The sequence below is a fragment of the Pseudomonas sp. BN505 genome, from assembly GCF_029873175.1.
Taxonomy (GTDB): domain Bacteria; phylum Pseudomonadota; class Gammaproteobacteria; order Pseudomonadales; family Pseudomonadaceae; genus Aquipseudomonas; species Aquipseudomonas putida.
The window spans coordinates 392698-412850 of sequence record NZ_SSOI01000067.1; the positions used below are offsets into that span (position 1 = coordinate 392698).

The 20153-nt window shown below is 64.0% G+C and carries 16 protein-coding genes; 10 read left to right on the plus strand and 6 right to left on the minus strand.

Annotation, left to right across the window (positions count from 1 at the left end):
- Positions 1-98 precede the first annotated feature (98 nt).
- From E8E78_RS24295 to E8E78_RS24305, 3 genes are read left to right on the plus strand one after another with little or no spacing between them, the layout of a single operon-like run.
- On the plus strand, positions 99-881 hold the full coding sequence (locus tag E8E78_RS24295) for a sulfite exporter TauE/SafE family protein (protein WP_016502104.1): 783 nt from the start codon (positions 99-101) through the stop codon (positions 879-881).
- Positions 882-897: 16 nt separating this feature from the next.
- Complete coding sequence (gene lgt, locus E8E78_RS24300; RefSeq protein WP_016502103.1) at positions 898-1707, plus strand: prolipoprotein diacylglyceryl transferase; 810 nt, start codon at positions 898-900, stop codon at positions 1705-1707.
- A 48-nt stretch (positions 1708-1755) separates the two neighbouring features.
- Positions 1756-2727: a thymidylate synthase gene (locus E8E78_RS24305; protein ID WP_059394492.1), complete on the plus strand. Its 972-nt coding sequence runs from the start codon at positions 1756-1758 to the stop codon at positions 2725-2727.
- A gap of 118 nt (positions 2728-2845) precedes the next feature.
- Here the strand turns inward: E8E78_RS24305 and cadR are convergent, their stop codons facing one another.
- Positions 2846-3289 (minus strand): cadmium resistance transcriptional regulator CadR, encoded by a 444-nt coding sequence (cadR, locus tag E8E78_RS24310; protein ID WP_049276498.1) that lies wholly within the window; start codon positions 3287-3289, stop codon positions 2846-2848.
- A gap of 83 nt (positions 3290-3372) precedes the next feature.
- Between cadR and E8E78_RS24315 the strand changes: the two genes are divergently transcribed.
- The 6 genes from E8E78_RS24315 (at position 3373) to E8E78_RS24340 (ending at position 11214) form a co-directional block, all read left to right on the plus strand.
- Positions 3373-5625 carry a heavy metal translocating P-type ATPase gene (locus E8E78_RS24315; RefSeq protein ID WP_059394491.1) on the plus strand — a complete coding sequence of 751 codons (2253 nt, stop codon included), beginning with the start codon at positions 3373-3375 and terminating at the stop codon, positions 5623-5625.
- Between the two features lie 9 nt (positions 5626-5634).
- On the plus strand, positions 5635-6504 hold the full coding sequence (locus tag E8E78_RS24320; protein ID WP_059394490.1) for a LysR family transcriptional regulator: 870 nt from the start codon (positions 5635-5637) through the stop codon (positions 6502-6504).
- A 218-nt stretch (positions 6505-6722) separates the two neighbouring features.
- Positions 6723-7781 carry a putative 2-aminoethylphosphonate ABC transporter ATP-binding protein gene (locus E8E78_RS24325; RefSeq protein ID WP_156858340.1) on the plus strand — a complete coding sequence of 353 codons (1059 nt, stop codon included), beginning with the start codon at positions 6723-6725 and terminating at the stop codon, positions 7779-7781.
- A gap of 1 nt (position 7782) precedes the next feature.
- The gene (locus tag E8E78_RS24330; RefSeq protein WP_280314862.1) at positions 7783-9507 is read left to right on the plus strand and encodes a putative 2-aminoethylphosphonate ABC transporter permease subunit; all 1725 of its coding nucleotides are present in this window, start codon (positions 7783-7785) and stop codon (positions 9505-9507) included.
- A gap of 18 nt (positions 9508-9525) precedes the next feature.
- Positions 9526-10551 (plus strand): putative 2-aminoethylphosphonate ABC transporter substrate-binding protein, encoded by a 1026-nt coding sequence (locus E8E78_RS24335; protein WP_049276503.1) that lies wholly within the window; start codon positions 9526-9528, stop codon positions 10549-10551.
- Positions 10552-10665: 114 nt separating this feature from the next.
- Positions 10666-11214: a phosphonate degradation HD-domain oxygenase gene (locus tag E8E78_RS24340; protein WP_049276504.1), complete on the plus strand. Its 549-nt coding sequence runs from the start codon at positions 10666-10668 to the stop codon at positions 11212-11214.
- Positions 11215-11322: 108 nt separating this feature from the next.
- Here the strand turns inward: E8E78_RS24340 and E8E78_RS24345 are convergent, their stop codons facing one another.
- Together E8E78_RS24345 and E8E78_RS24350 are read right to left on the minus strand one after the other, a co-directional pair.
- Positions 11323-12687, minus strand: a complete 1365-nt coding sequence (locus tag E8E78_RS24345; protein ID WP_049276505.1) for a GTPase/DUF3482 domain-containing protein — start codon at positions 12685-12687, stop codon at positions 11323-11325.
- A complete protein-coding gene (locus E8E78_RS24350) occupies positions 12680-14071 on the minus strand; it encodes a DUF2868 domain-containing protein (protein ID WP_084738499.1) in 1392 nt (463 codons plus the stop codon). Before E8E78_RS24350 ends, E8E78_RS24345 begins: the two co-directional genes overlap by 8 nt.
- 54 nt (positions 14072-14125) lie before the next feature.
- Between E8E78_RS24350 and E8E78_RS24355 the strand changes: the two genes are divergently transcribed.
- Positions 14126-14641 carry a dihydrofolate reductase gene (locus tag E8E78_RS24355; RefSeq protein ID WP_049276507.1) on the plus strand — a complete coding sequence of 172 codons (516 nt, stop codon included), beginning with the start codon at positions 14126-14128 and terminating at the stop codon, positions 14639-14641.
- Between the two features lie 35 nt (positions 14642-14676).
- On the opposite strand, the gene E8E78_RS24360 is transcribed toward E8E78_RS24355, so the two are convergent.
- The 3 genes from E8E78_RS24360 to E8E78_RS24370 all read right to left on the minus strand — a co-directional run bounded on the left by E8E78_RS24360 (position 14677) and on the right by E8E78_RS24370 (position 19968).
- Positions 14677-16068 carry an L-cystine transporter gene (locus E8E78_RS24360; RefSeq protein ID WP_059394485.1) on the minus strand — a complete coding sequence of 464 codons (1392 nt, stop codon included), beginning with the start codon at positions 16066-16068 and terminating at the stop codon, positions 14677-14679.
- A 590-nt stretch (positions 16069-16658) separates the two neighbouring features.
- On the minus strand, positions 16659-18500 hold the full coding sequence (gene ilvD, locus E8E78_RS24365) for a dihydroxy-acid dehydratase (protein ID WP_016502088.1): 1842 nt from the start codon (positions 18498-18500) through the stop codon (positions 16659-16661).
- A gap of 271 nt (positions 18501-18771) precedes the next feature.
- Entirely contained in the window at positions 18772-19968 is a 1197-nt protein-coding gene (locus E8E78_RS24370) for a class I SAM-dependent rRNA methyltransferase (RefSeq protein WP_016502087.1), read from the minus strand.
- Positions 19969-20153 lie beyond the last annotated feature (185 nt).

Here is a 20153-nt window from a genome sequence, read left to right on the forward strand (position 1 = left end):
CCCACAGCGGCGTGGCCGATCCATCCTGACACAGAGTTCACTAGAGCCCCGAGGCCGGCTTCCGTTACCATGCCGGATTGATTTTTCGGGGAAGCCGAATGGAATTCGTGCTCTATCTGCTGTTGGGCGCCTGTGCCGGTGTGCTGGCCGGGCTGTTCGGCGTGGGCGGTGGCATCATCATCGTGCCGGTGCTGGTGTTCAGCTTCACCTTGCAGGGCTTCGACGCCTCGGTGCTGACCCACCTGGCGGTCGGCACATCGCTGGCAACCATCGTGTTCACGTCGATCAACGCCGTGCTTGAGCACCACCGCAAGGGCGCGGTGCAATGGCCGATCTTCGCCTGGATGACCCTCGGCATCCTGCTGGGGGCCGGTGTCGGTGCCAAGACCGCCTCGCTGATCCAGGGCCCGCTGCTGCAGAAGATCATCGGCGTGTTCGCCCTGGTTATCGCCGCGCAGATGGCCCTGGACCTCAAACCCAAGGCAAGTCGCGGCATCCCGGGCAAACCCGCCTTGATCGGGGCCGGTGGGGTAATTGGCTGGGCCTCGGCCATTTTCGGCATTGGCGGTGGTTCGTTGACTGTGCCATTCCTGACCTGGCGCAGCCTGCCCATGCAGCAGGCGGTGGCCACGTCCTCGGCCTGTGGCCTGCCGATTGCCGTGGCCAGTGCCCTGAGCTTCATGCTGCTGGGTTGGCACGAGGAGCACCTGCCGGCCCACAGCCTGGGTTACGTCTACCTGCCGGCGATGGTCGGCATTGCCGTGACCAGCATGTTTTTCGCCCGCTTTGGCGCGCGTCTGGCGCACAAGCTGTCGCCCCGTTTGTTGAAACGCCTGTTCGCAGCGCTGCTGTTCTGTGTCGGCCTCAGCTTTTTGATTTGAATCGAGAGGAAGTTCCATGCTGCCTTACCCGCAGATAGACCCCGTGGCCCTGGCCATCGGGCCGCTGAAAATCCATTGGTACGGGCTGATGTACCTGATCGGCATCGGCGGCGCCTGGCTGCTGGCTTCGCGCCGGTTGAACCGCTTTGACCCCACCTGGAGCCGCGAGAAGCTTTCCGACCTGGTGTTCTGGTTGTCGATGGGGGTGATCGTCGGTGGCCGCCTGGGTTACGTGCTGTTCTACGACCTGCATGCCTACCTGGCCAACCCGACGCTGATCTTCGAGGTGTGGAAGGGCGGCATGTCGTTCCACGGCGGCTTCATCGGCGTGATGCTGGCGGCCTTGTGGTTCGGCAAGCGCAACAACAAGTCGTTCTTCGAGCTGATGGACTTCGTTGCCCCGCTGGTGCCGATCGGCCTGGGTGCCGGGCGTATCGGCAACTTTATCAACGCCGAGCTGTGGGGCAAGGCGACCGACGTGCCGTGGGCGATGGTGTTCCCGCCGTTCAGCGACCCTGCCCAGTTGCCCCGTCATCCGTCGCAGCTGTACCAGTTTGCCCTGGAAGGTGTGGCATTATTCGTGATTCTCTGGTTGTACTCGCGCAAACCTCGCCCGACCATGGCCGTTTCCGGCATGTTCGCGCTGTTCTACGGCATTTTCCGCTTTATCGTGGAGTTTGTGCGGGTGCCTGATGCCCAGCTTGGCTACATTGCCTTCGGCTGGTTGACCATGGGTCAGTTGCTTTGCTTGCCGATGATCGTCGGCGGTATCTTCTTGATCTGGTTGGCCTACAACCGCAAACCTACGGCAAAACCAGCCGTATGATTTTCACGGCAGGGGCGATCCCCCTGCCGTTCTTGTTACAGGAAAGTCATGAAACAGTATCTAGATCTGGTCCGTGAAGTCATCGAGAACGGGACGTTGCAAGGCAACCGCACCGGCATCCGTACCATCAGCATGCCGGGCGCCATGCTGCGCTTCGACCTGCAGAAGGGCTTCCCGGCCATCACCACGCGCAAGCTGGCGTTCAAGTCGGCGATCGGCGAGATGGTCGGCTTCCTGCGGGGCGTGAAAAACGCCGGTGAATTCCGTGAGCTGGGCTGCAAGGTCTGGGACCAGAACGCCAACGAAAACGCCCAGTGGCTGGCCAACCCGTTCCGCCAGGGCCATGACGACCTGGGCGAGATCTATGGCGTGCAATGGCGCCAGTGGCCGGGCTACAAGCGCATCCCGCTTAGCAACCCGGCCGCTGTCGAAATGGCCGAGAAGGCCGGCTTCCGCCGTATTGCCCAGGACGAAGAAGACGGCCAGGCGTTCGTGGTCCTGTACAAGGCCATCGACCAGGTGCGCCAGTGCCTGGACACCATCGCCAACGACCCAGGCAGCCGCCGCATCCTGTTCCACGGCTGGAACTGCGCGCAGCTGGACGAGATGGCCCTGCCGCCGTGTCACCTGCTGTACCAGTTCCACCCGAATGTAGAGACCAAGGAAATTTCCCTGACCCTTTACATCCGCTCCAACGATCTGGGCCTGGGCACACCGTTCAACCTCACCGAAGGCGCGGCGCTGCTGTCGCTGTTCGGCCGCCTGACCGGTTACACCCCACGCTGGTTCACCTACTTCATCGGCGATGCCCATGTGTATGAAAACCACCTGGACATGCTGAACGAGCAGCTCAAGCGCGAGCCGCTGGAAGCGCCGAAGCTGATGATCAGCGACCGCGTGCCGGCGTTTGCCGAGACGGGCAAGTATGAGCCGGATTGGCTGGAGAAGATCGAGCCGAGTGATTTCTGGCTGGAAGGCTATGAGCACCATGCGCCGATGACAGCGCCGATGGCGGTCTGATAGATCTCCATTGTTTGAACTGGCCTCTTCGCGGGTGAACCCGCTCCCACAGGGTATTGCACAGGCCTAAGTCGTGTACGGTCCCTGTGGGAGCGGGTTCACCCGCGAAGCTTTTGGCTCAATGCCCGTGACTGCGCCCCACATGCGAATGCTCGGTGTCCGGCACCGATACCGCCCCGTTCGTCTCCAGTTGCTGCAAGATCGCGCATTCGCTCCCCTGCGCGTTGCAGCGCCGCCGCAGCTCCACCAGCTGCTCTTGCAATGCCACCAAGCCATCGATCCGCGCCTGCACATGCTCGATATGTTCGTCGATCAGCGCATTGACGCTGCCGCACGAGTCGTCGGGGCTGTCGCGCAGGCGTAGCAGGCTGCGGATTTCTTCCAGGGTCATGTCCAGGGTGCGGCAGTTGCGGATGAAGGTCAGCCGTTCCACGTGGGCCTGGGTATACAGCCGGTAGTTGCCTTCTGTACGGGCAGGCTCGGGCAGCAGGTGTTCACGCTCGTAGTAGCGGATGGTTTCCACCGCGCAGTCGGTGGCTTTGGCCAGTTCTCCGATCTTCATCACGAAATCTCCAGCAAGTGGCTTGACCCTATAGTGGCTACAGGGTGTTCACTTGGCAACAGGCTCACTTTAAGGACGACCCCATGAACCAGCCTGTCAGCCACGAACACAAGCATCCGCACGATCACGCCCATGGCGATGACGACCATGGGCACGCCGCCCACGGCCACAGCTGCTGCGGGGCCAAAGCCGCGCCGGCGCTGGTGCAGCTGACTGAAACGGCCAGTGCCCAGGCACAGCTCAGCCGCTTCCGCATCGACGCCATGGACTGCCCGACCGAGCAGACCCTGATCCAGGACAAGCTGGGCAAGCTGGCCGGTATCGAGCAGCTGGAATTCAACCTGATCAACCGCGTACTTGGCGTACGCCACACCCTGGACGGTACTGGCGACATCGAGCGTGCCATCGACAGCCTGGGCATGAAGGCCGAGCCGCTTGGTGCCGAAGGCGACGGTATCGCCGCCGCGCCCCAACCGGCCAAGACCCGCTGGTGGCCGCTGGCATTGTCGGGTGTTGCCGCCATCGCCGCCGAAATCGTGCACTTTGCCGCGCTGGCGCCGGAATGGCTGGTGGCGGCATTGGCGCTGGCAGCCATTCTTGGTTGCGGTCTGGGCACCTATAAGAAGGGCTGGATTGCCCTGAAAAACCGCAACCTCAACATCAATGCGCTGATGAGCATCGCCGTGACCGGTGCTGTGCTGATCGGCCAGTGGCCGGAAGCGGCCATGGTGATGGTGCTGTTTACCGTTGCCGAGCTGATCGAAGCCCGCTCGCTGGATCGCGCACGCAATGCCATCAGCGGGCTGATGCAGCTGACCCCGGACATGGCCACGGTGCAGCAGGCAGATGGCCAATGGCGCGAAGTGGATGTGCGCGAAGTGGCCATCGGCGCGTTGGTGCGGGTGCGCCCCGGCGAGCGCATCGGCCTGGATGGCGAAGTGAGCAGTGGGCAATCCAGCGTCGATCAGGCGCCGATCACCGGCGAAAGCTTGCCTGTGGAGAAGGCCGTAGGCGACAAACTGTTCGCCGGCACCATCAACCAGGCGGGTGCGCTGGAGTTTCGCGTTACCGCTGGCGCGGGCCAATCGACCCTGGCGCGGATCATCAAGGCCGTGGAGGAAGCACAAGGCGCGCGGGCGCCTACCCAGCGCTTCGTCGACCAGTTTTCGCGTATCTATACCCCGGTGGTGTTTGCCATCGCCCTGGCCGTGGCGGTGATCCCGCCGCTGTTCATGGCCGCAAGCTGGTTCGACTGGGTGTACCGCGCCCTGGTGCTGCTGGTGGTCGCGTGCCCGTGCGCCCTGGTCATCTCGACCCCGGTGACCATCGTCAGCGGGCTGGCCGCTGCTGCGCGCAAAGGCATCCTGATCAAGGGCGGTGTGTACCTGGAAGGCGGCCGCCACCTGGATTACCTGGCCCTGGACAAGACCGGCACCATCACCCACGGCAAGCCGGTACAGACCGACGCCAAAGTACTGGAGCCGGGGTTCGAAGGCCGTGCGCAAGCCCTGGCTGCCAGCTTGGGCGAACGTTCGGATCACCCGGTTTCCCGCGCCATTGCCCAGTTCGGCAAGGAGCAAGGGCTGGCCTTGAGCGAGGTCGATGACTTCGCTGCCCTGGCCGGGCGCGGCGTGCGTGGCACCATCGCTGGCGAGGTCTACCACCTGGGCAACCACCGCCTGGTGGAAGAACTGGGGCTGTGCTCACCCGAGCTGGAAGCCCAGCTGGATGCGCTGGAGCGCCAGGGCAAGACCGTGGTCCTGCTGCTTGACCGCAGTGGCCCGCTAGCCCTTTTCGCAGTGGCCGATACGGTCAAGGACAGCAGCCGCCAGGCCATTGCCGAGCTGCATGAGCTGGGCATCAAGACTGTCATGCTGACCGGTGATAATCCGCATACCGCGCAGGCCATCGCCGCCGTGGTGGGTATCGACCGCGCGGAGGGCAACCTGCTGCCTGCCGACAAACTGAAAACCATCGAAGCCTTGTACGCACAGGGCCATCGGGTGGGCATGGTCGGTGACGGCATCAACGACGCCCCGGCCCTGGCCCGTGCCGAGATCGGTTTTGCCATGGCCGCTGCCGGCACCGACACCGCCATTGAAACCGCCGATGTGGCACTGATGGACGACGACTTGCGGAAAATCCCGGCCTTCGTCAGGCTGTCGCGCCAAAGTGCGGCGATCCTCATGCAGAACATCGTTCTGGCGTTGGGCGTCAAGGCGATATTCCTGGCGATTACCTTTGCCGGCATGGCCACCCTGTGGATGGCAGTGTTCGCCGACATGGGCGTGAGCCTGCTGGTGGTGTTCAACGGCTTGCGCCTTTTGCGCAAATAGAGGACGTGCATGCTGAGTTCGGAGCTTAAAGCCTTTTACATGGTGGCCCGCTTGGGCAGCATTACCCTGGCGGCAAAGAAGCTCGGGCTCAGCCAGCCCACGGTGACCACGCAGATCCGCAACCTGGAAAGCCACTACACGGTCGAGCTGTTCTACCGTGGCGGGCGGCGCCTGGTGTTGAGCGAAGAGGGCGTGCGACTTCTGCCGATGGTCAAGGCGCTGTTGCAACAGGAGGCCGACATCGAGTTCGAGCTGCGCAACAGCGGCCAGGCCCAAGGCAGTTTGCGCATCGCCGCCACGGCGCCTTACTACATTCTCGACCTGGTGAAGATCTACCGCGAGCGCTTGCCGCAGGTGGATGTAGCGGTGGAGATCGGCAACTCGCAGCAGGTGCTGGAAATGCTCGAGGACTACCGGGTGGATATCGCCGCTTCGTCGCAGCTGCTGGAGGACACCCGGCTGGTGCGACGGGTGCTGGGCACCGATCCGCTGGTGGTGGCGGTGCACCGCAACCACCCATTGGCCCACCGCCAGACGGTGTCCATCGATGTGGTGGCCGGGCATTGCCTGTTGATGCGGGAGAAGGGCTCAACCACGCGCAAGCTGACCGAGCAGATGATGCAGGAGGCCGGGGTGACGGCCGGGGCCTTGCTGGAAATCGGCAGCCGCGAGTCGATCCGCGAGGCGGTGCTGCGCAACATCGGCATCAGCGTGATTGCCCGCCATGAGGTGCCGCACAACCCCGAACTGCGGGTGCTCGTGCTGGAGAATGCTCCGGTGATGCATGAGTACCTGTATTGCCTGAAGGAACGGCGCCAGGCCAGGTTGCCGGCCGCGTTCATGGGTGTAGCGCAAGAAGTGGCCGGTTCGCATTTCTAGACCTGTGTTGGCTTCTTCGCGGGCTTGCCCGCTCCCACAGGTACTGCGTAGGGTCTGAGTTTTGTAGATATCCTGTGGGAGCGGGCAAGCCCGCGAAGAGGCCAACACAGGCTAATACAAAATCTGCCTATACCACTATCACCGGCTTTTGCCTCAAAGCCACAGAACCTTCGCACAGCCTTCCTAGCATGGCCCCATCTCTTCGATGAGGCCCTGCCATGAACCACACCACCCCCGGCGCACAGATGAAAGTGCGCAACATCCACAAGCGCTTCGGTGCCTTCACGGCACTCAACGATGTCTCGCTGGACATCGCCGCCGGCGAACTGGTGTGCCTGCTCGGCCCGTCCGGCTGTGGCAAGACCACGCTGCTGCGCTGCATCGCCGGCCTGGAGCGCCAGGACCGCGGCACGCTGTATATCGGCGAGCGCGATATCTCCGAGCTGCCGCCCCAGGCCCGTGACTACGGCATCCTGTTCCAGTCCTACGCGCTGTTCCCCAACCTTACCGTCGAAGCCAACATCGCCTACGGCCTGACCGGCAGTGGCCGCGAGCAGGTCCGCCAGCGGGTGGCTGAAATGCTCGAACTGGTAGGCCTTTCTGGCAGCGAGAAGAAATACCCAGGCCAGCTTTCCGGTGGCCAGCAGCAACGTGTGGCCCTGGCCCGTGCGCTGGCGCCGTCGCCATCCCTGCTACTGCTCGACGAGCCGATGTCGGCGCTGGACGCCCGGGTCCGCGAGCACCTGTGCACCGAGCTGCGCCAGCTGCAACGCCAGCTGGGCATCACCACCCTGATGGTGACCCACAACCAGGACGAAGCCATGCTGATGGCCGACCGCATTGCGGTGATGAACAACGGCCAGGTCGAGCAGTACGCCACCCCGCAGGAAATCTACGACCAACCGGCCACGCCGTTCGTTGCCGAGTTCGTCGGCCAGGGTAACTGGCTGCCATTCCAGCGAAGCGGCGACAGCCATGCCCAGGTTGGCGGCATGAACATGCGCCTGGCGCCGGGTTCGGCCCAGGCCAGCAGTGGCCGGCTGTTCTGCCGCCCGGAGGCGATCACGGTCAACCCGGTGGTACACGAAGAAAACCTGTTCCCGGCCATGGTCCGCGAAATCACCTTTCTCGGTAACCGCTGCCGCATGAGTTTTGAACTCAAGGCCCTACCAGGCCATGCCCTGCTGGCCGAGGTGGCCCCCGAGGCCATGCCGCGCCTGGGTTCGCAGGACATCTGGGTGGCATTGCCACCGCAGAGCCTGCAGGTGTTTGCCTGAGATGGCCGCGCCAATGTCCCTGCCGCTGAGCCAGGCCAAAGCCGCGCCGCGTGCTGGCGTTGCCCTGGGCGACCGGTTGTTCGTCGTCGGCGGCAAGAGCCTGCTGCTGATCCTGTTGGTGCTGGCCGTGCTGATGCCGCTGCTGGCGATCTTCTGGCGTGGCTTCAGCGCGGACGCGGGCCAGGGTGGCGGCTTGCTGGCAGCCCGGGAGCTGTTCGCCAGCGACAACTTCCACTGGTTGCTGGGCAACAGCCTGTCGGTGGCTTTCACCGTCGCGGCCATCGTGGTGCCGTTGGCCTACCTGTTTGCCTATGCCCTGCAACGTACGCTGATCCCGGCCAAGGGCCTGTGGCGGGGGATTTCCCTGCTGCCGCTGCTGGCGCCGTCAATGCTGCCGGCCATCGCCCTGGTCTACCTGTTCGGTAACCAGGGGCTGCTGCGCGGGTTGCTCAGCGACAATATCTACGGCTTCTGGGGCATCGTGCTGGGGGAGGCCATCTACACCTTCCCGCATGCGCTGATGATCCTGCTATCGGCGCTGTCGCTGGCCGATGCTCGGCTGTTCGATGCCGCCTCCAGCATGGGCGCCGGCCCAGGTCGTGCGTTCACCAGCATCACCTGGCCGGCCACGCGCCAGGCGGTGTTTGCGGCGTTCTGCCTGGTGTTCACCCTGACCATCACCGACTTCGGTGTGCCGGTGGTGGTCGGTGGCGACTATCAGGTGCTGGCGCTGGAGGCCTACAAGGCGGTGGTCGGCCAGCAACAGTTCGGCCGTGGTGCGCTGATCGGTATGGTGCTGCTGTTGCCGGCCTTGTTCAGCTTCAGCGTCGACGCCTGGCTGCGCCGGCGCCAGGGCGAGGCCATGAGCGGCCGCGCCCAGGTGTTCGAACCCAAGCCATCGCATGGCCGCGATGCCTGCTTCCTGGCCCTCGTGCTGCTGGTGTGCGCGGCATTGCTTCTGGTGATCGGCATGGCGGTGTATTCGTCGCTGGTCACTTTCTGGCCATACAACCTGTCGTTGTCGCTGCGTCACTACATGTTCGAAGACACCGCCGGTGGCGGCTGGCTGGCCTACCGGAACAGCGTGACCATGGCCATCGGCACCGCGCTGATCGGCAGCATCGTGATTTTCACCGGTGCCTACCTGATGGAGAAAACCCAGGGCCAACGCCTGCTCAACCAGGCGCTGCGCCTGCTCAGCTTCATCCCCATGGCCGTGCCGGGCCTGGTGCTGGGCCTGGGCTACGTCTTCTTCTTCAACCTGAACGGCAACCCGCTGCATGTGCTGTACGGCAGCATGGGGCTGTTGGTGGTGTGCACCATCGCCCATTACCTGACCACCGCGCAGATGACCGCAACCACCGCGCTGCGCCAGCTTGATGGCGAGTTCGAGGCCGCTGCGCTGTCGTTGAAGACGCCGCTGTACAAGCACTTCCTGCGGGTGACCGTGCCGATCTGCCTGCCGGCGCTGCTGGACATCATCCGCTACCTGTTCGTTTCGGCCATGACCACGGTGTCGGCGGCGATCTTCCTGTACAGCCCCGACACCATCCTGGCTGCCGTTGCCGTGCTGAACATGGACGATGCCGGCAACGTTGGCGGTGCTGCTGCCATGTCCACCTTGATCCTGCTGACCAGTGCCAGCGCTTCACTGCTGCTGGCCGCAGCCTCACGCGGCCTGCTGCGCCGCTCCCAAGCCTGGCGCCAACGCGCCGCGACCGTCTGACCTGTAAGGAACCTACTCATGTACAAGCACCTTGCACTTGCCGCTGCCGTTTCTGCCGTATTCAGCCTGCAGGCTTCGGCCGCGGGTACCCAGCTGACGGTCTACACCGCGCTGGAAGCCGAGCAGCTGAAGAGCTACAAGCAGGCCTTCGAGAAGGCCAACCCGGACATCGAGATCAAGTGGGTACGCGATTCCACCGGCATCATCACTGCCAAGCTGCTGGCCGAGAAAGACCGCCCGCAAGCCGACGCGATATGGGGCCTGGCAGCGTCCAGCCTGGCCATCCTCGACCAGAACGGCATGCTGGAAGCCTATGCACCGAAGGACCTGGGCAAGATCTCCGGCAACTACCGGGACGCTGCCAACCCGCCGGCGTGGGTGGGCATGGACGTGTGGGCCGCAACCATCTGCTTCAATACCATCGAGGCCGAGAAGCAGGGCCTGAGCAAGCCGGTGAGCTGGCAGGACCTGACCAAGCCGGAATACAAAGGCAAGATCGTCATGCCGAACCCAGCCTCGTCGGGTACCGGCTTCCTTGACGTGAGTGCCTGGTTGCAGACCTTTGGCGAGCCGCAAGGCTGGGCCTACATGGACGCACTGCACCAGAACATCGGCCAGTATGTTCACTCCGGCTCCAAGCCATGCAAGCTGGCAGCTGCGGGCGAGTTCCCGATCGGTATCTCGTTCGAATACCCGGCTGTGCAACTGAAGCGCCAGGGCGCGCCGCTGGACATCGTGTTGCCGAAGGAAGGCCTGGGCTGGGAGATCGAGGCGACTGCTGTAATCAAAGGCTCGCCCAAGGCGGATGCGGCCAAGCGCCTGGCAGATTTCTCGGCCAGCCCGGCGGCGATGGAGCTGTACAAGGAAAACTTCGCCGTGCTGGCCGCGCCGGGTATTGCCAAGCCACAGACCGAGCTGCCAGCGGACTATGAACAGCGCCTGATCAAGAACGACTTTGCGTGGGCATCAAAGAACCGTGACCAGATTCTGGCCGAGTGGCGCAAGCGCTACGATGGCAAGTCGGAGAAGGTGGCCCAGCAGTAACCTGTACCGGCCACTTCGCAGCGCAAGGCTGCTCCTACAGGGCGCGCGATACCTGTAGGAGCAGCCTTGTGCTGCGAAGAAGCCAACTCATCATCAAGCCAGGATCAGCTACCGATGCCCACCCCAGCACAGATCGTCGACAGCACCTTCGCCCTGTACGCGCGCCATGGCAGCGACGACTACATCGGCGAAGCCATCACCCAGCTCGAACACATGTCACAGGCCGCGCAACTGGCCATGGCCGAAGGCTTCGACGATGAGGTGGTGCTGGCGGCGTTCTTCCACGACATCGGCCACCTGTGTGGCGGCGACGCCAGCATGGGCGGCTACGGAGTGGTCAGCCATGAACGCATCGGCGCCGAGTATCTGCGCCGTTGCGGCTTTGGCGAGCGCATGGCGCAACTGGTGGAGTATCACGTGGAGGCCAAACGTTACCTGACGTTGCGCCAAGCGGGGTATTACCAGCGCCTGAGCGAGGCGAGCCGGCGGACCCTGGAGTATCAGGGGGGTGTAATGAGCGAGGCTGAGGCGGATGCATTCGAGCGGGATCCGCTGTTCGAGGTGAGCTTGCGGATGCGGGAGTGGGATGAGCGGGCCAAGGAGGTGGGGGTGCCGGTGGTTGATCTGGATGGGTTGAAGCAGAGGGCGCTGGCACTGCTTTGAGATGTGGGCTGCCTGTGCCGGCCTCTTCGCAGCACAAGGCTGCTCCTACAGGTATTGCGTCCGCGTGTAGGAGCAGCCTTGTGCTGCGAAGAGGCCAGGCCTGCTGACTCAAAATTGTGAAACCAGTGCCTCCAGCTGTTCCTGCCGCTCAGCCTGATTCAGCTTCGCCCCTGGGTTGAGGGTGGACCACTGTGGGTGCGCCCGCGCCTTCACCAGTGCCTCTGGCAACTTGCCCTCGCGCCAGGCCTTCTCATCCAGCTCACCCAGCCTGATGCTGTCTTGCGCCGCATGCCCGCGGTTATCCAGCGCCACCATCAACTGCTGCTGACGCAACGCCAGCAGGCGCAATACCGTGTCGTCCACGGTCAGCTCGCGTTTGCCCTTGAGCTTGCCTATCAACCGTGAGCCATAGTTACGCGCCGTCTGCAGCGCACCGCCGGCAATCGCCCCGGCCAGCGCTGCCGCGCCGAGGGTAAGCCCGCCGACCAGCAGATCGACCCCGGCCCCGGCTGCAGCGCCGGCCGCCACGCCGCTGCCCAGGCGCACGCCCAGCAGCTTCAGGGTTTCAGGATTGAACAGGTCATCGCCCCAGCGGCCATCGAGCAACGGCAGGTCGCTGGCATGGGCATCCTCGCGGCGGAAGGCATACAGCTTGAGCAGGGCTTCGACGCAACGCTGTTCACGTTGGCGTATGTCCTGGCGCAGCGCCTCTATGGCCTTGGCTTCGGCCGCTGGCTCGGCCTCGACGCTACGCCGGCAGGCGGCGCAGTCCAGCAGCAACTCGGCAATCAGCCGCTTGCCACTGTGCTGGCGGGCCAGGCGCTGTGCCTGCTGGTCGTCGATCAGCCGCTGCAGGGCCGGGCGAGCATCCTCCAGCAGCAGGGCCAAGCTTTCATACAAGCGGCGCTCGCCATCTTCGGGCGGGGCCACGCTGTCGAACCGCACCAACGCGTGAAGCCCAAGCCGGGCAAGGGCTTCACGCCATTGCGGCTCGCGGTGCTGGTGGCTGGCGACGAAGTTGAGCACCGGCAGCAACGGCTTGCCGCAGCTGGCCAGCACTTCCAGTTCATCGCGATACTTGGCCAGCACCGGCTCGCGCGCGTCGATCACGTACAGGCCGGCATTGCTGGCCAGCAACTGGCGCAGCACCTTGGCCTCCTGCTCGAAACGCTGGCGCGCTTCGCTGCCCTGCAGAAAGCGCTCCAGGCGGGCCGGGCCGTCCAGGCGCTCGCCCGGGCGTTCCAGGCGTTCGAGGTAGTCGAGCAACGCGATGGCATCCTCCAGGCCCGGGGTGTCGTACAGCTCCAGCAAGGGTTGGCCGTCCACCGACAAGCGCGCACCTTCTACATGGCGCGTGGTGCTGGGGCGGTGGGACACTTCGCCAAAGCCTACGTCGCGGGTCAGCGTGCGCAGCAGCGAGGTCTTGCCGACGTTGGTATGGCCGACCACGGCCAGTTTCAGTGGCTCAGTCATGGCCATGCTCCAGCCAGGTCAATGGTGAGGTGTCGGCGTGCTGCAGGCCAAGGCGGTCAAGGGCTTCGTGCCAATCGCCCAGGCGCTGGGCATCAACAGCCTGCCCGGGTGCCGACTGCAGTAGCCAGATACGGGTTGCGCCGGCATTGCGCGCCAGTTCGGCGAGCAACGCCAGGCTGCCGCGGTCGGGCGAGCGCCGGGGGTCGCAGGCGATGGCCAGGCGTGCCGGGGGGAAGCGGCTGAGTTGTTCGAGCAGCCGGTTGCGCGATTCGCGGCTGTCGAGCACGCCAGCATCGATCACGCTTCTCGGCAGGGCGGGCGGCCAGGGGCGCTGGTCGTCCAGTTCCAGGCCCACCAGCAGGGCACCGCTGCTGCCGCTTTCCAGCTGGCCGGCGGCAAACTGTGGCAGGGCCTCGGGTGCGGCATCCTGCACGCCGATGCGTTCGCTGCGCGGCATCAGTGCATCACGCAGTTGCGCGTAGCCGGGCAGGCTCAAGTCCAGTGCCAGGCGCTCGCGGCCCTGGCGCCAGCGCCACAGGCACAATGCAGCCAGTACCAGGCGTGGTAACAGGCCATACACCAGCACCACCCCCAGCAACCAGCTGGCCCAGGCCTGTCGGGCTTGCTCCAGGGCCGGCAAGGTGTCGCCGCTGGCGCGGATCATGGCTTCGTCAGGCACGGCAAAGCCCAGCAGCGAAGGCAGGGCGCCCAGGGCTTGGGTCAGGTGGATGAACGGGTCGGCGGCAAGCAGCGTGGTTTCCCAGACAAAGCCATAGCGCCGGGTCGCCAGCAAGGCTAGCAGCATGCCCAGGGCGGTGAGCATGGCCAGCAGCCACAGGCCATGCACCAGCAGGCCGAGCAGCCAGCGGTTCAGGCGTTGGCGTTGCAGCAGCACCAGCAGCGCAGGTGCCAGGTGTGCGGCCTTGGCATCGCGGGCAAAGCGTTCACTCAGCCATAGCCACAAGCGGCCCAGCCCTGCGCCATGCTCGCCGCTTACGGCAAAACCGATGGCCCAGCCCAGCAGCATCAGCAGGTTCAGCCCGAGCAGGCTGCCCAGGGCCCAGAACACGTTCACCGGCCGCTGCCCGTCGCCCAGGGCGGCCAGGGCCAAGCCCGCGCCGCTGAGCACGGCCATCAGCAGCAAGGCCAGTAGCGCCAGGCGCGCGCCTTGCTTCCAGTGGCGCAGGGCGGTGCTCATGCCATCGCGTTCGGCCAGGAACAGTGCACGGGTTTCGATGCGGGCCGCCAGGTCGCCGCCCAATTGGCGGGCGCGACGGTTGGCTTCCTGATCTTCCAGGGGGCCGGCGTGTTCCTCGCGCAGGCGTACCGCTTCGGTGAGCCAGCGCTTGTCCAGTGGAGTCGGTTCAGTCACATGGTCTTCCATTGCACAGGTCAGGGCAGAAGCATAACCCACACGCCCGGTGCTATCCTCGCTGGCATGAATACATCACTCCCCCTCAGCCTGATCGCGGCGTACGCCGAGAACCGCGTGATCGGCATCGACAATTCCATGCCCTGGCATTTGCCGGGGGACTTCAAGTACTTCAAGGCCACCACCCTGGGCAAGCCGATCATCATGGGGCGCAAGACCTGGGACTCGCTGGGGCGGCCGCTGCCTGGGCGGTTGAATATCGTCGTCAGCCGCCAGCGGGGCCTTGAACTGACAGGTGCGGAGGTATTTGCATCGCTTGAAGAAGCGCTGGTGCGGGCCGAGCAGTGGGCGCGCGAGCAAGGCGTTGAAGAGCTGATGCTGATTGGCGGGGCGCAGTTGTATCGGCAGGCGCTGGAGCAAGGGCTGGTCAGCCGGATGTACCTGACGCGGGTAGAAATGGCGCCGGAAGGCGATGCCTGGTTCCCTGCGTTTGATGAGGCGCATTGGAAGCTGGAGTCGAGTGAGGCACAGGCTGAGGAAGGCAAGCCTGCTTATCACTTCGAGGTTTGGGACAAGGTTTGAGATTGTCGGGGGCGCGAAGCGCCCCCTGCGATCGGTCAGGAGTGGCTCAATTCGGCATGCTCATCGCCCGCCAGCACGTCCTTGTCGGTCTCTTTCAACAGCTGGCTGGTCACCACGCCCGCAGTCATCGAACCGTTCACGTTCAGCGCCGTACGCCCCATGTCGATCAGCGGCTCCACCGAAATCAGCAACGCCACCAGCTCCACCGGCAAGCCCATTGCTGGTAGCACGATCAGTGCGGCAAAAGTGGCCCCGCCACCCACGCCGGCAACCCCTGCAGAACTCAGCGTGACGATGGCCACCAGGGTAGCGATCCACAGCGGGTCGAAGGTATCGATGCCCACCGCCGGTGCCACCATCACCGCCAGCATGGCGGGATAGAGGCCAGCGCAGCCATTCTGGCCAATGGTGGTGCCGAATGATGCGCTGAAGCTGGCAATCGACTGCGGCACACCCAGGCGGCGGGTTTGTGCTTCGATGTTCAGCGGAATGCTGGCAGCGCTGGAGCGGCTGGTGAAGGCGAAGGTCAGCACCGGCCACACCTTGCGGAAGAAGCGCAGCGGACTCACACCGGTCGCCGCCAGGATGAGGGCATGCACCACGAACATCAGCCCCAGGCCCAGGTACGACACCACCACGAAGCTGCCCAGCTTGAGGATGTCTTCCATGTTCGAGCTGGCAACCACCTTGGTCATCAACGCCAGCACGCCATACGGGGTCAGTTTCATTACCACCCGCACCAGGCGCATCACCCAGGCTTGCAGGGTGTCGATGGCCGACAGGGCGCGCTCACCTTTCTCGGCATCGTCCTTGATCAGCTGCAGCGCGGCCAGGCCGACGAACACGGCGAAGATCACCACGCTGATGATCGACGTCGGCTTGGCCCGCGCCAGGTCACCCACCGGGTTGCTGGGGATGAACGACAGCAGCAGCTGCGGGATGTTGAGGTCGGCGACCTTGCCGGCGTAGTCGCTGTGGATAACCTGCATGCGGGCGCTTTCCTGCACACCGGCCACCAGGCCTTCTGCACTCAGGCCGAACAGGTTGGTCAGCACGATGCCGATCAGCGCGGCAATGGCGGTGGTCAGCAGCAGGGTGCCGATGCTCAGCACGCTGATGCGGCCCAGCGACGAGGCATTGTGCAGGCGCGCCACGGCACTGAGGATCGAGGCGAAGATCAGCGGCATGACAATCATCTGCAACAAGCCGACATAGCCGTTGCCGACCAGGTCGAGCCAGGCGATGGTGGCCTTGAGCACGGGGTGGCCAGCGCCGTAGATCGTGTGCAGGGCCAAGCCGAAGACTACGCCCAGCACCAGGCCCAGCAGTACCTTCTTGGCCAGGCTCCAGTCGGTGCGGCGGGTTTGTGCCAGGCCCAGCAACAGGGCCAGGAACGCCAGCAGGTTAAGTGACAGCGGCAGGTTCATTGAAGCTCCGAAAATCAGAAAATGAGTCATCGCCTCTGTGTGCGATTTCGAACAGAAATGCTAACAGCGTGAAATTGCATGTATTTATACCTAAATGGTATTTAGTTATTACTTTATGGAATATTCGACCTAAGGTACGTGCAAAGTAATCCTGTAGCTGCCTGTTGAAACAGGGTTACCCTCGCTATCGAGGAGCGCGAATTCCGAACCTGCCGCAGTATATTCGTGCACCACACTGAGCGACGCTCTAGAGAAGACGTTCACGGCCTCTACGTGGGGCGTGCTGACTTTGGAATCCAGGGCATCAGGGCATTCTCTGGCCTGTACGCGCTCATGCTCGGCACTCCAGGCCGAGCGGCAGCCAGGGGTGATGATCGAACCACTGAAGGAAACGGTTCCAGTGCTTTTACGCTCCTGGCCTTGGGCCAGAGGCGTGAGCAGAAAAAAGCACCCCAAGGTCAGCATGTAGAGCGAGCCTGCCCAGTTCATAACAGCCACTGCCTCTGGTTTTCATAGTGGCCAGAAGTATGTGCGCGACTGACAAAAAAAACCGGCGCACAGGGCGCCGGTGGGTCTTTTTCAGAGGCTTCCTACAAGCCTTCCAGCATCGCCTTGTTGCGCACCGCACCCTTGTCAGCACTGGTCGCCAGCAGGGCGTAGGCCTTCAGCGCGGTGGTCACTTTGCGTGGGCGTACTTCAGCGGGTTTCCACCCCTTCTTGTCCTGCTCGATGCGGCGCTCGGCCAGCTCTTCGTCGCTGACCAGCAGGTTGATCGAACGGTTAGGGATGTCGATCAATACCTTGTCGCCGTCGCGCACCAGGCCGATGGCGCCGCCGGCAGCCGCTTCCGGCGAGGCGTGGCCGATCGACAGGCCCGAGGTACCGCCCGAGAAGCGGCCGTCGGTGAGCAGGGCGCAAGCCTTGCCCAGGCCTTTGGACTTCAGGTACGAGGTCGGGTACAGCATTTCCTGCATGCCCGGGCCGCCTTTCGGGCCTTCGTAGCGGATGATTACGATGTCGCCGGCCTTCACTTCGTCGGCGAGGATGCCGCGCACGGCGCTGTCCTGGCTCTCGAAGATCTTGGCATTGCCTTCGAACACGTGGATCGATTCGTCAACACCGGCGGTTTTCACCACGCAACCGTCGAGGGCGATGTTGCCGTACAGCACGGCCAGGCCGCCTTCTTGCGAGTAGGCATGCTCGAAGCTGCGGATGCAGCCGTTTTCGCGGTCGTCGTCGAGGGTTTCCCAACGGGTCGACTGGCTGAACGCAGTCTGGGTCGGGATACCGGCAGGGCCGGCTTTGAAGAAGGTGTGCACGGCTTCGTCATCGGTCTGGGTGATGTCCCATTTGGCGATGGCTTCTTCCATGCTGGCGCTGTGCACGGTCGGCAGGTCGGTGTGCAGCAGGCCGCCACGGGCCAGCGAACCGAGGATGCTGAAGATGCCGCCGGCGCGGTGCACGTCTTCCATGTGGTACTTCTGGATGTTCGGCGCCACTTTGCACAGCTGCGGCACTTTGCGCGACAGGCGGTCGATGTCACGCAGGTCGAACGCGACTTCGCCTTCCTGGGCTGCGGCCAGCAGGTGCAGGATGGTGTTGGTCGAGCCGCCCATGGCGATGTCGAGCATCATGGCGTTTTCGAACGCCTTGAAGTTGGCAATGTTGCGCGGCAGTACCGACTGATCGTTGTCGCCGTAGTAGCGCTTGCACAGCTCGACGATGGTGCGGCCGGCGGTGAGGAACAGCTGCTCGCGGTCGGCGTGGGTGGCCAGGGTCGAGCCGTTGCCAGGCAGGGCCAGGCCCAGGGCCTCGGTCAGGCAGTTCATCGAGTTGGCGGTGAACATGCCGGAGCACGAACCGCAGGTCGGGCAGGCGCTGCGCTCGTATTCGGCGACTTTTTCGTCGGAAGCCGTGGAATCGGCGGCGATGACCATGGCGTCGACCAGGTCCAGGCCGTGGCTGGCCAGCTTGGTCTTGCCGGCTTCCATCGGGCCGCCGGAAACGAAGATCACCGGGATGTTCAGGCGCAGGGCGGCCATCAGCATGCCGGGGGTGATCTTGTCGCAGTTGGAGATGCACACGATGGCGTCGGCGCAGTGGGCGTTGACCATGTATTCCACGGCGTCGGCGATGATCTCGCGGCTTGGCAGCGAGTACAGCATGCCGTCGTGGCCCATGGCGATGCCGTCATCGACCGCGATGGTGTTGAATTCCTTGGCCACGCCACCGGCGCGCTCGATCTCGCGGGCAACCAGCTGGCCCAGGTCCTTCAGGTGCACATGGCCCGGGACGAACTGGGTGAACGAGTTGGCGATGGCGATGATCGGTTTCTTGAAATCTTCGTCCTTCATCCCGGTTGCGCGCCACAGGGCACGGGCGCCGGCCATGTTGCGGCCATGGGTGGAAGTCTTGGAACGATAATCAGGCATGAAACACTCCTGGCGGCTTAATCAGGTCACATAAAGGGGAGTGAGCTTCTCTTGTCCTTTGTGCCGCAGGCCTGTTGCCACTGGCACGGATGGGGCCGAAGACACCACGGGATCGCCGCGTGCTTGGCCAGAGCTCATAAACCCGCCGGGGATGACTGGCGATGAATAGGCCGATTCTACACCGCTGGCGCGGTGAGGGAATGCAGATGTGGATGGTTGGCGGGGAGATTGCAGCAGGAAAGGGCCGCCAGGCGGCCCTTTGCAGCAGATTTCAGCTGTTTGGCAGCAAGCGGCAGGTGATGCTCTTGATGTAGCGGGTCTCGGCGATGGCCGGGTGTACCGGGTGGTCCGGGCCCTGGCCGCCGCGCTCGAGCAGCTGCATGTTGCGGTCCAGGTGGCGGGCGCTGGTCAGCAGGATGTTGTTAAGATCGTCCTCGGGCAGGTGCATCGAGCACGAGGCGCTGACCAGGATGCCATCCTTGTTCAGCATGCGCATGGCCTGTTCGTTCAGGCGGCGGTAGGCCGCTTCGCCGTTTTTCAGGTCTTTCTTGCGCTTGATGAAGGCGGGTGGGTCGGCAATGATCACGTCGAAGCGTTCTTCTGCAGCCTTGAGCTCGCGCAGGGCTTCGAACACGTCGCCTTCGATGCAGGTCAGCTTCTCGCTGATGCCGTTCAGGGCAGCGTTACGCTCCACGCCATCCAGGGCAAAGCCCGAGGCATCGACGCAGAATACTTCGCTGGCGCCGAACGCGCCGGCTTGCACGCCCCAGCCACCGATGTAGCTGAACAGGTCGAGTACACGCTTGCCCTTCACGTACGGCGCCAGGCGCGCGCGGTTCATGCGGTGGTCGTAGAACCAGCCGGTCTTCTGGCCTTCACGCACCGGGGCTTCGAACTTGACGCCGTTCTCTTCCAGCGCCACCCAGTCGGGCACTTCGCCGTATACGGTCTCGACATAGCGCTGCAGGCCTTCGGCGTCACGCGCGGCGGAGTCGTTCTTGAACAAGATGCCGCCAGGCTTGAGCACCTGCACCAGGGCAGCGATCACATCGTCCTTGTGCGCTTCCATGGTGGCCGAGGCCAGCTGCACCACGAGGATGTCGAAGAAGCGGTCGACCACCAGGCCCGGCAGCAGGTCGGAATCGCCGTAGACCAGGCGATAGCACGGCTTGTCGAACAGGCGCTCGCGCAGCGACAGGGCGACGTTCAGGCGGTGTACCAGCAGCGACTTGTCCAGCGGCAGCTTGATGTCGCGCGACAGCAGGCGGGCGCAGATCAGGTTGTTCGGGCTGAGTGCGACGATGCCCAGCGGCTTGCCGTTGGCTGCCTCGAGAACGGCCTGCTGGCCGGCCTGGAAGCCTTGCAGCGGGGTCGCGGTGACGTCGACTTCGTTGCTGTAGACCCACAGGTGGCCGGCGCGCAGGCGGCGGTCGGCATTGGCTTTGAGGCGAAGGCTGGGCAGGGACATGACGTCGCTCCGGAAAAAAGAGCGGGAGTATAACGTGTCTGCGGTGCTTTCGCCTTTAGAGGTGCAGCGCCTGGGAGAACGAGCGCCGCGCTGGCGGCGCTCGATTTCCCAAGCGCTGCACCTGTCACGGCGAGCGCAGAGAGGGTTAAAATCGCCGGTCCTAAACGAGTGTGCACGTATGTCCC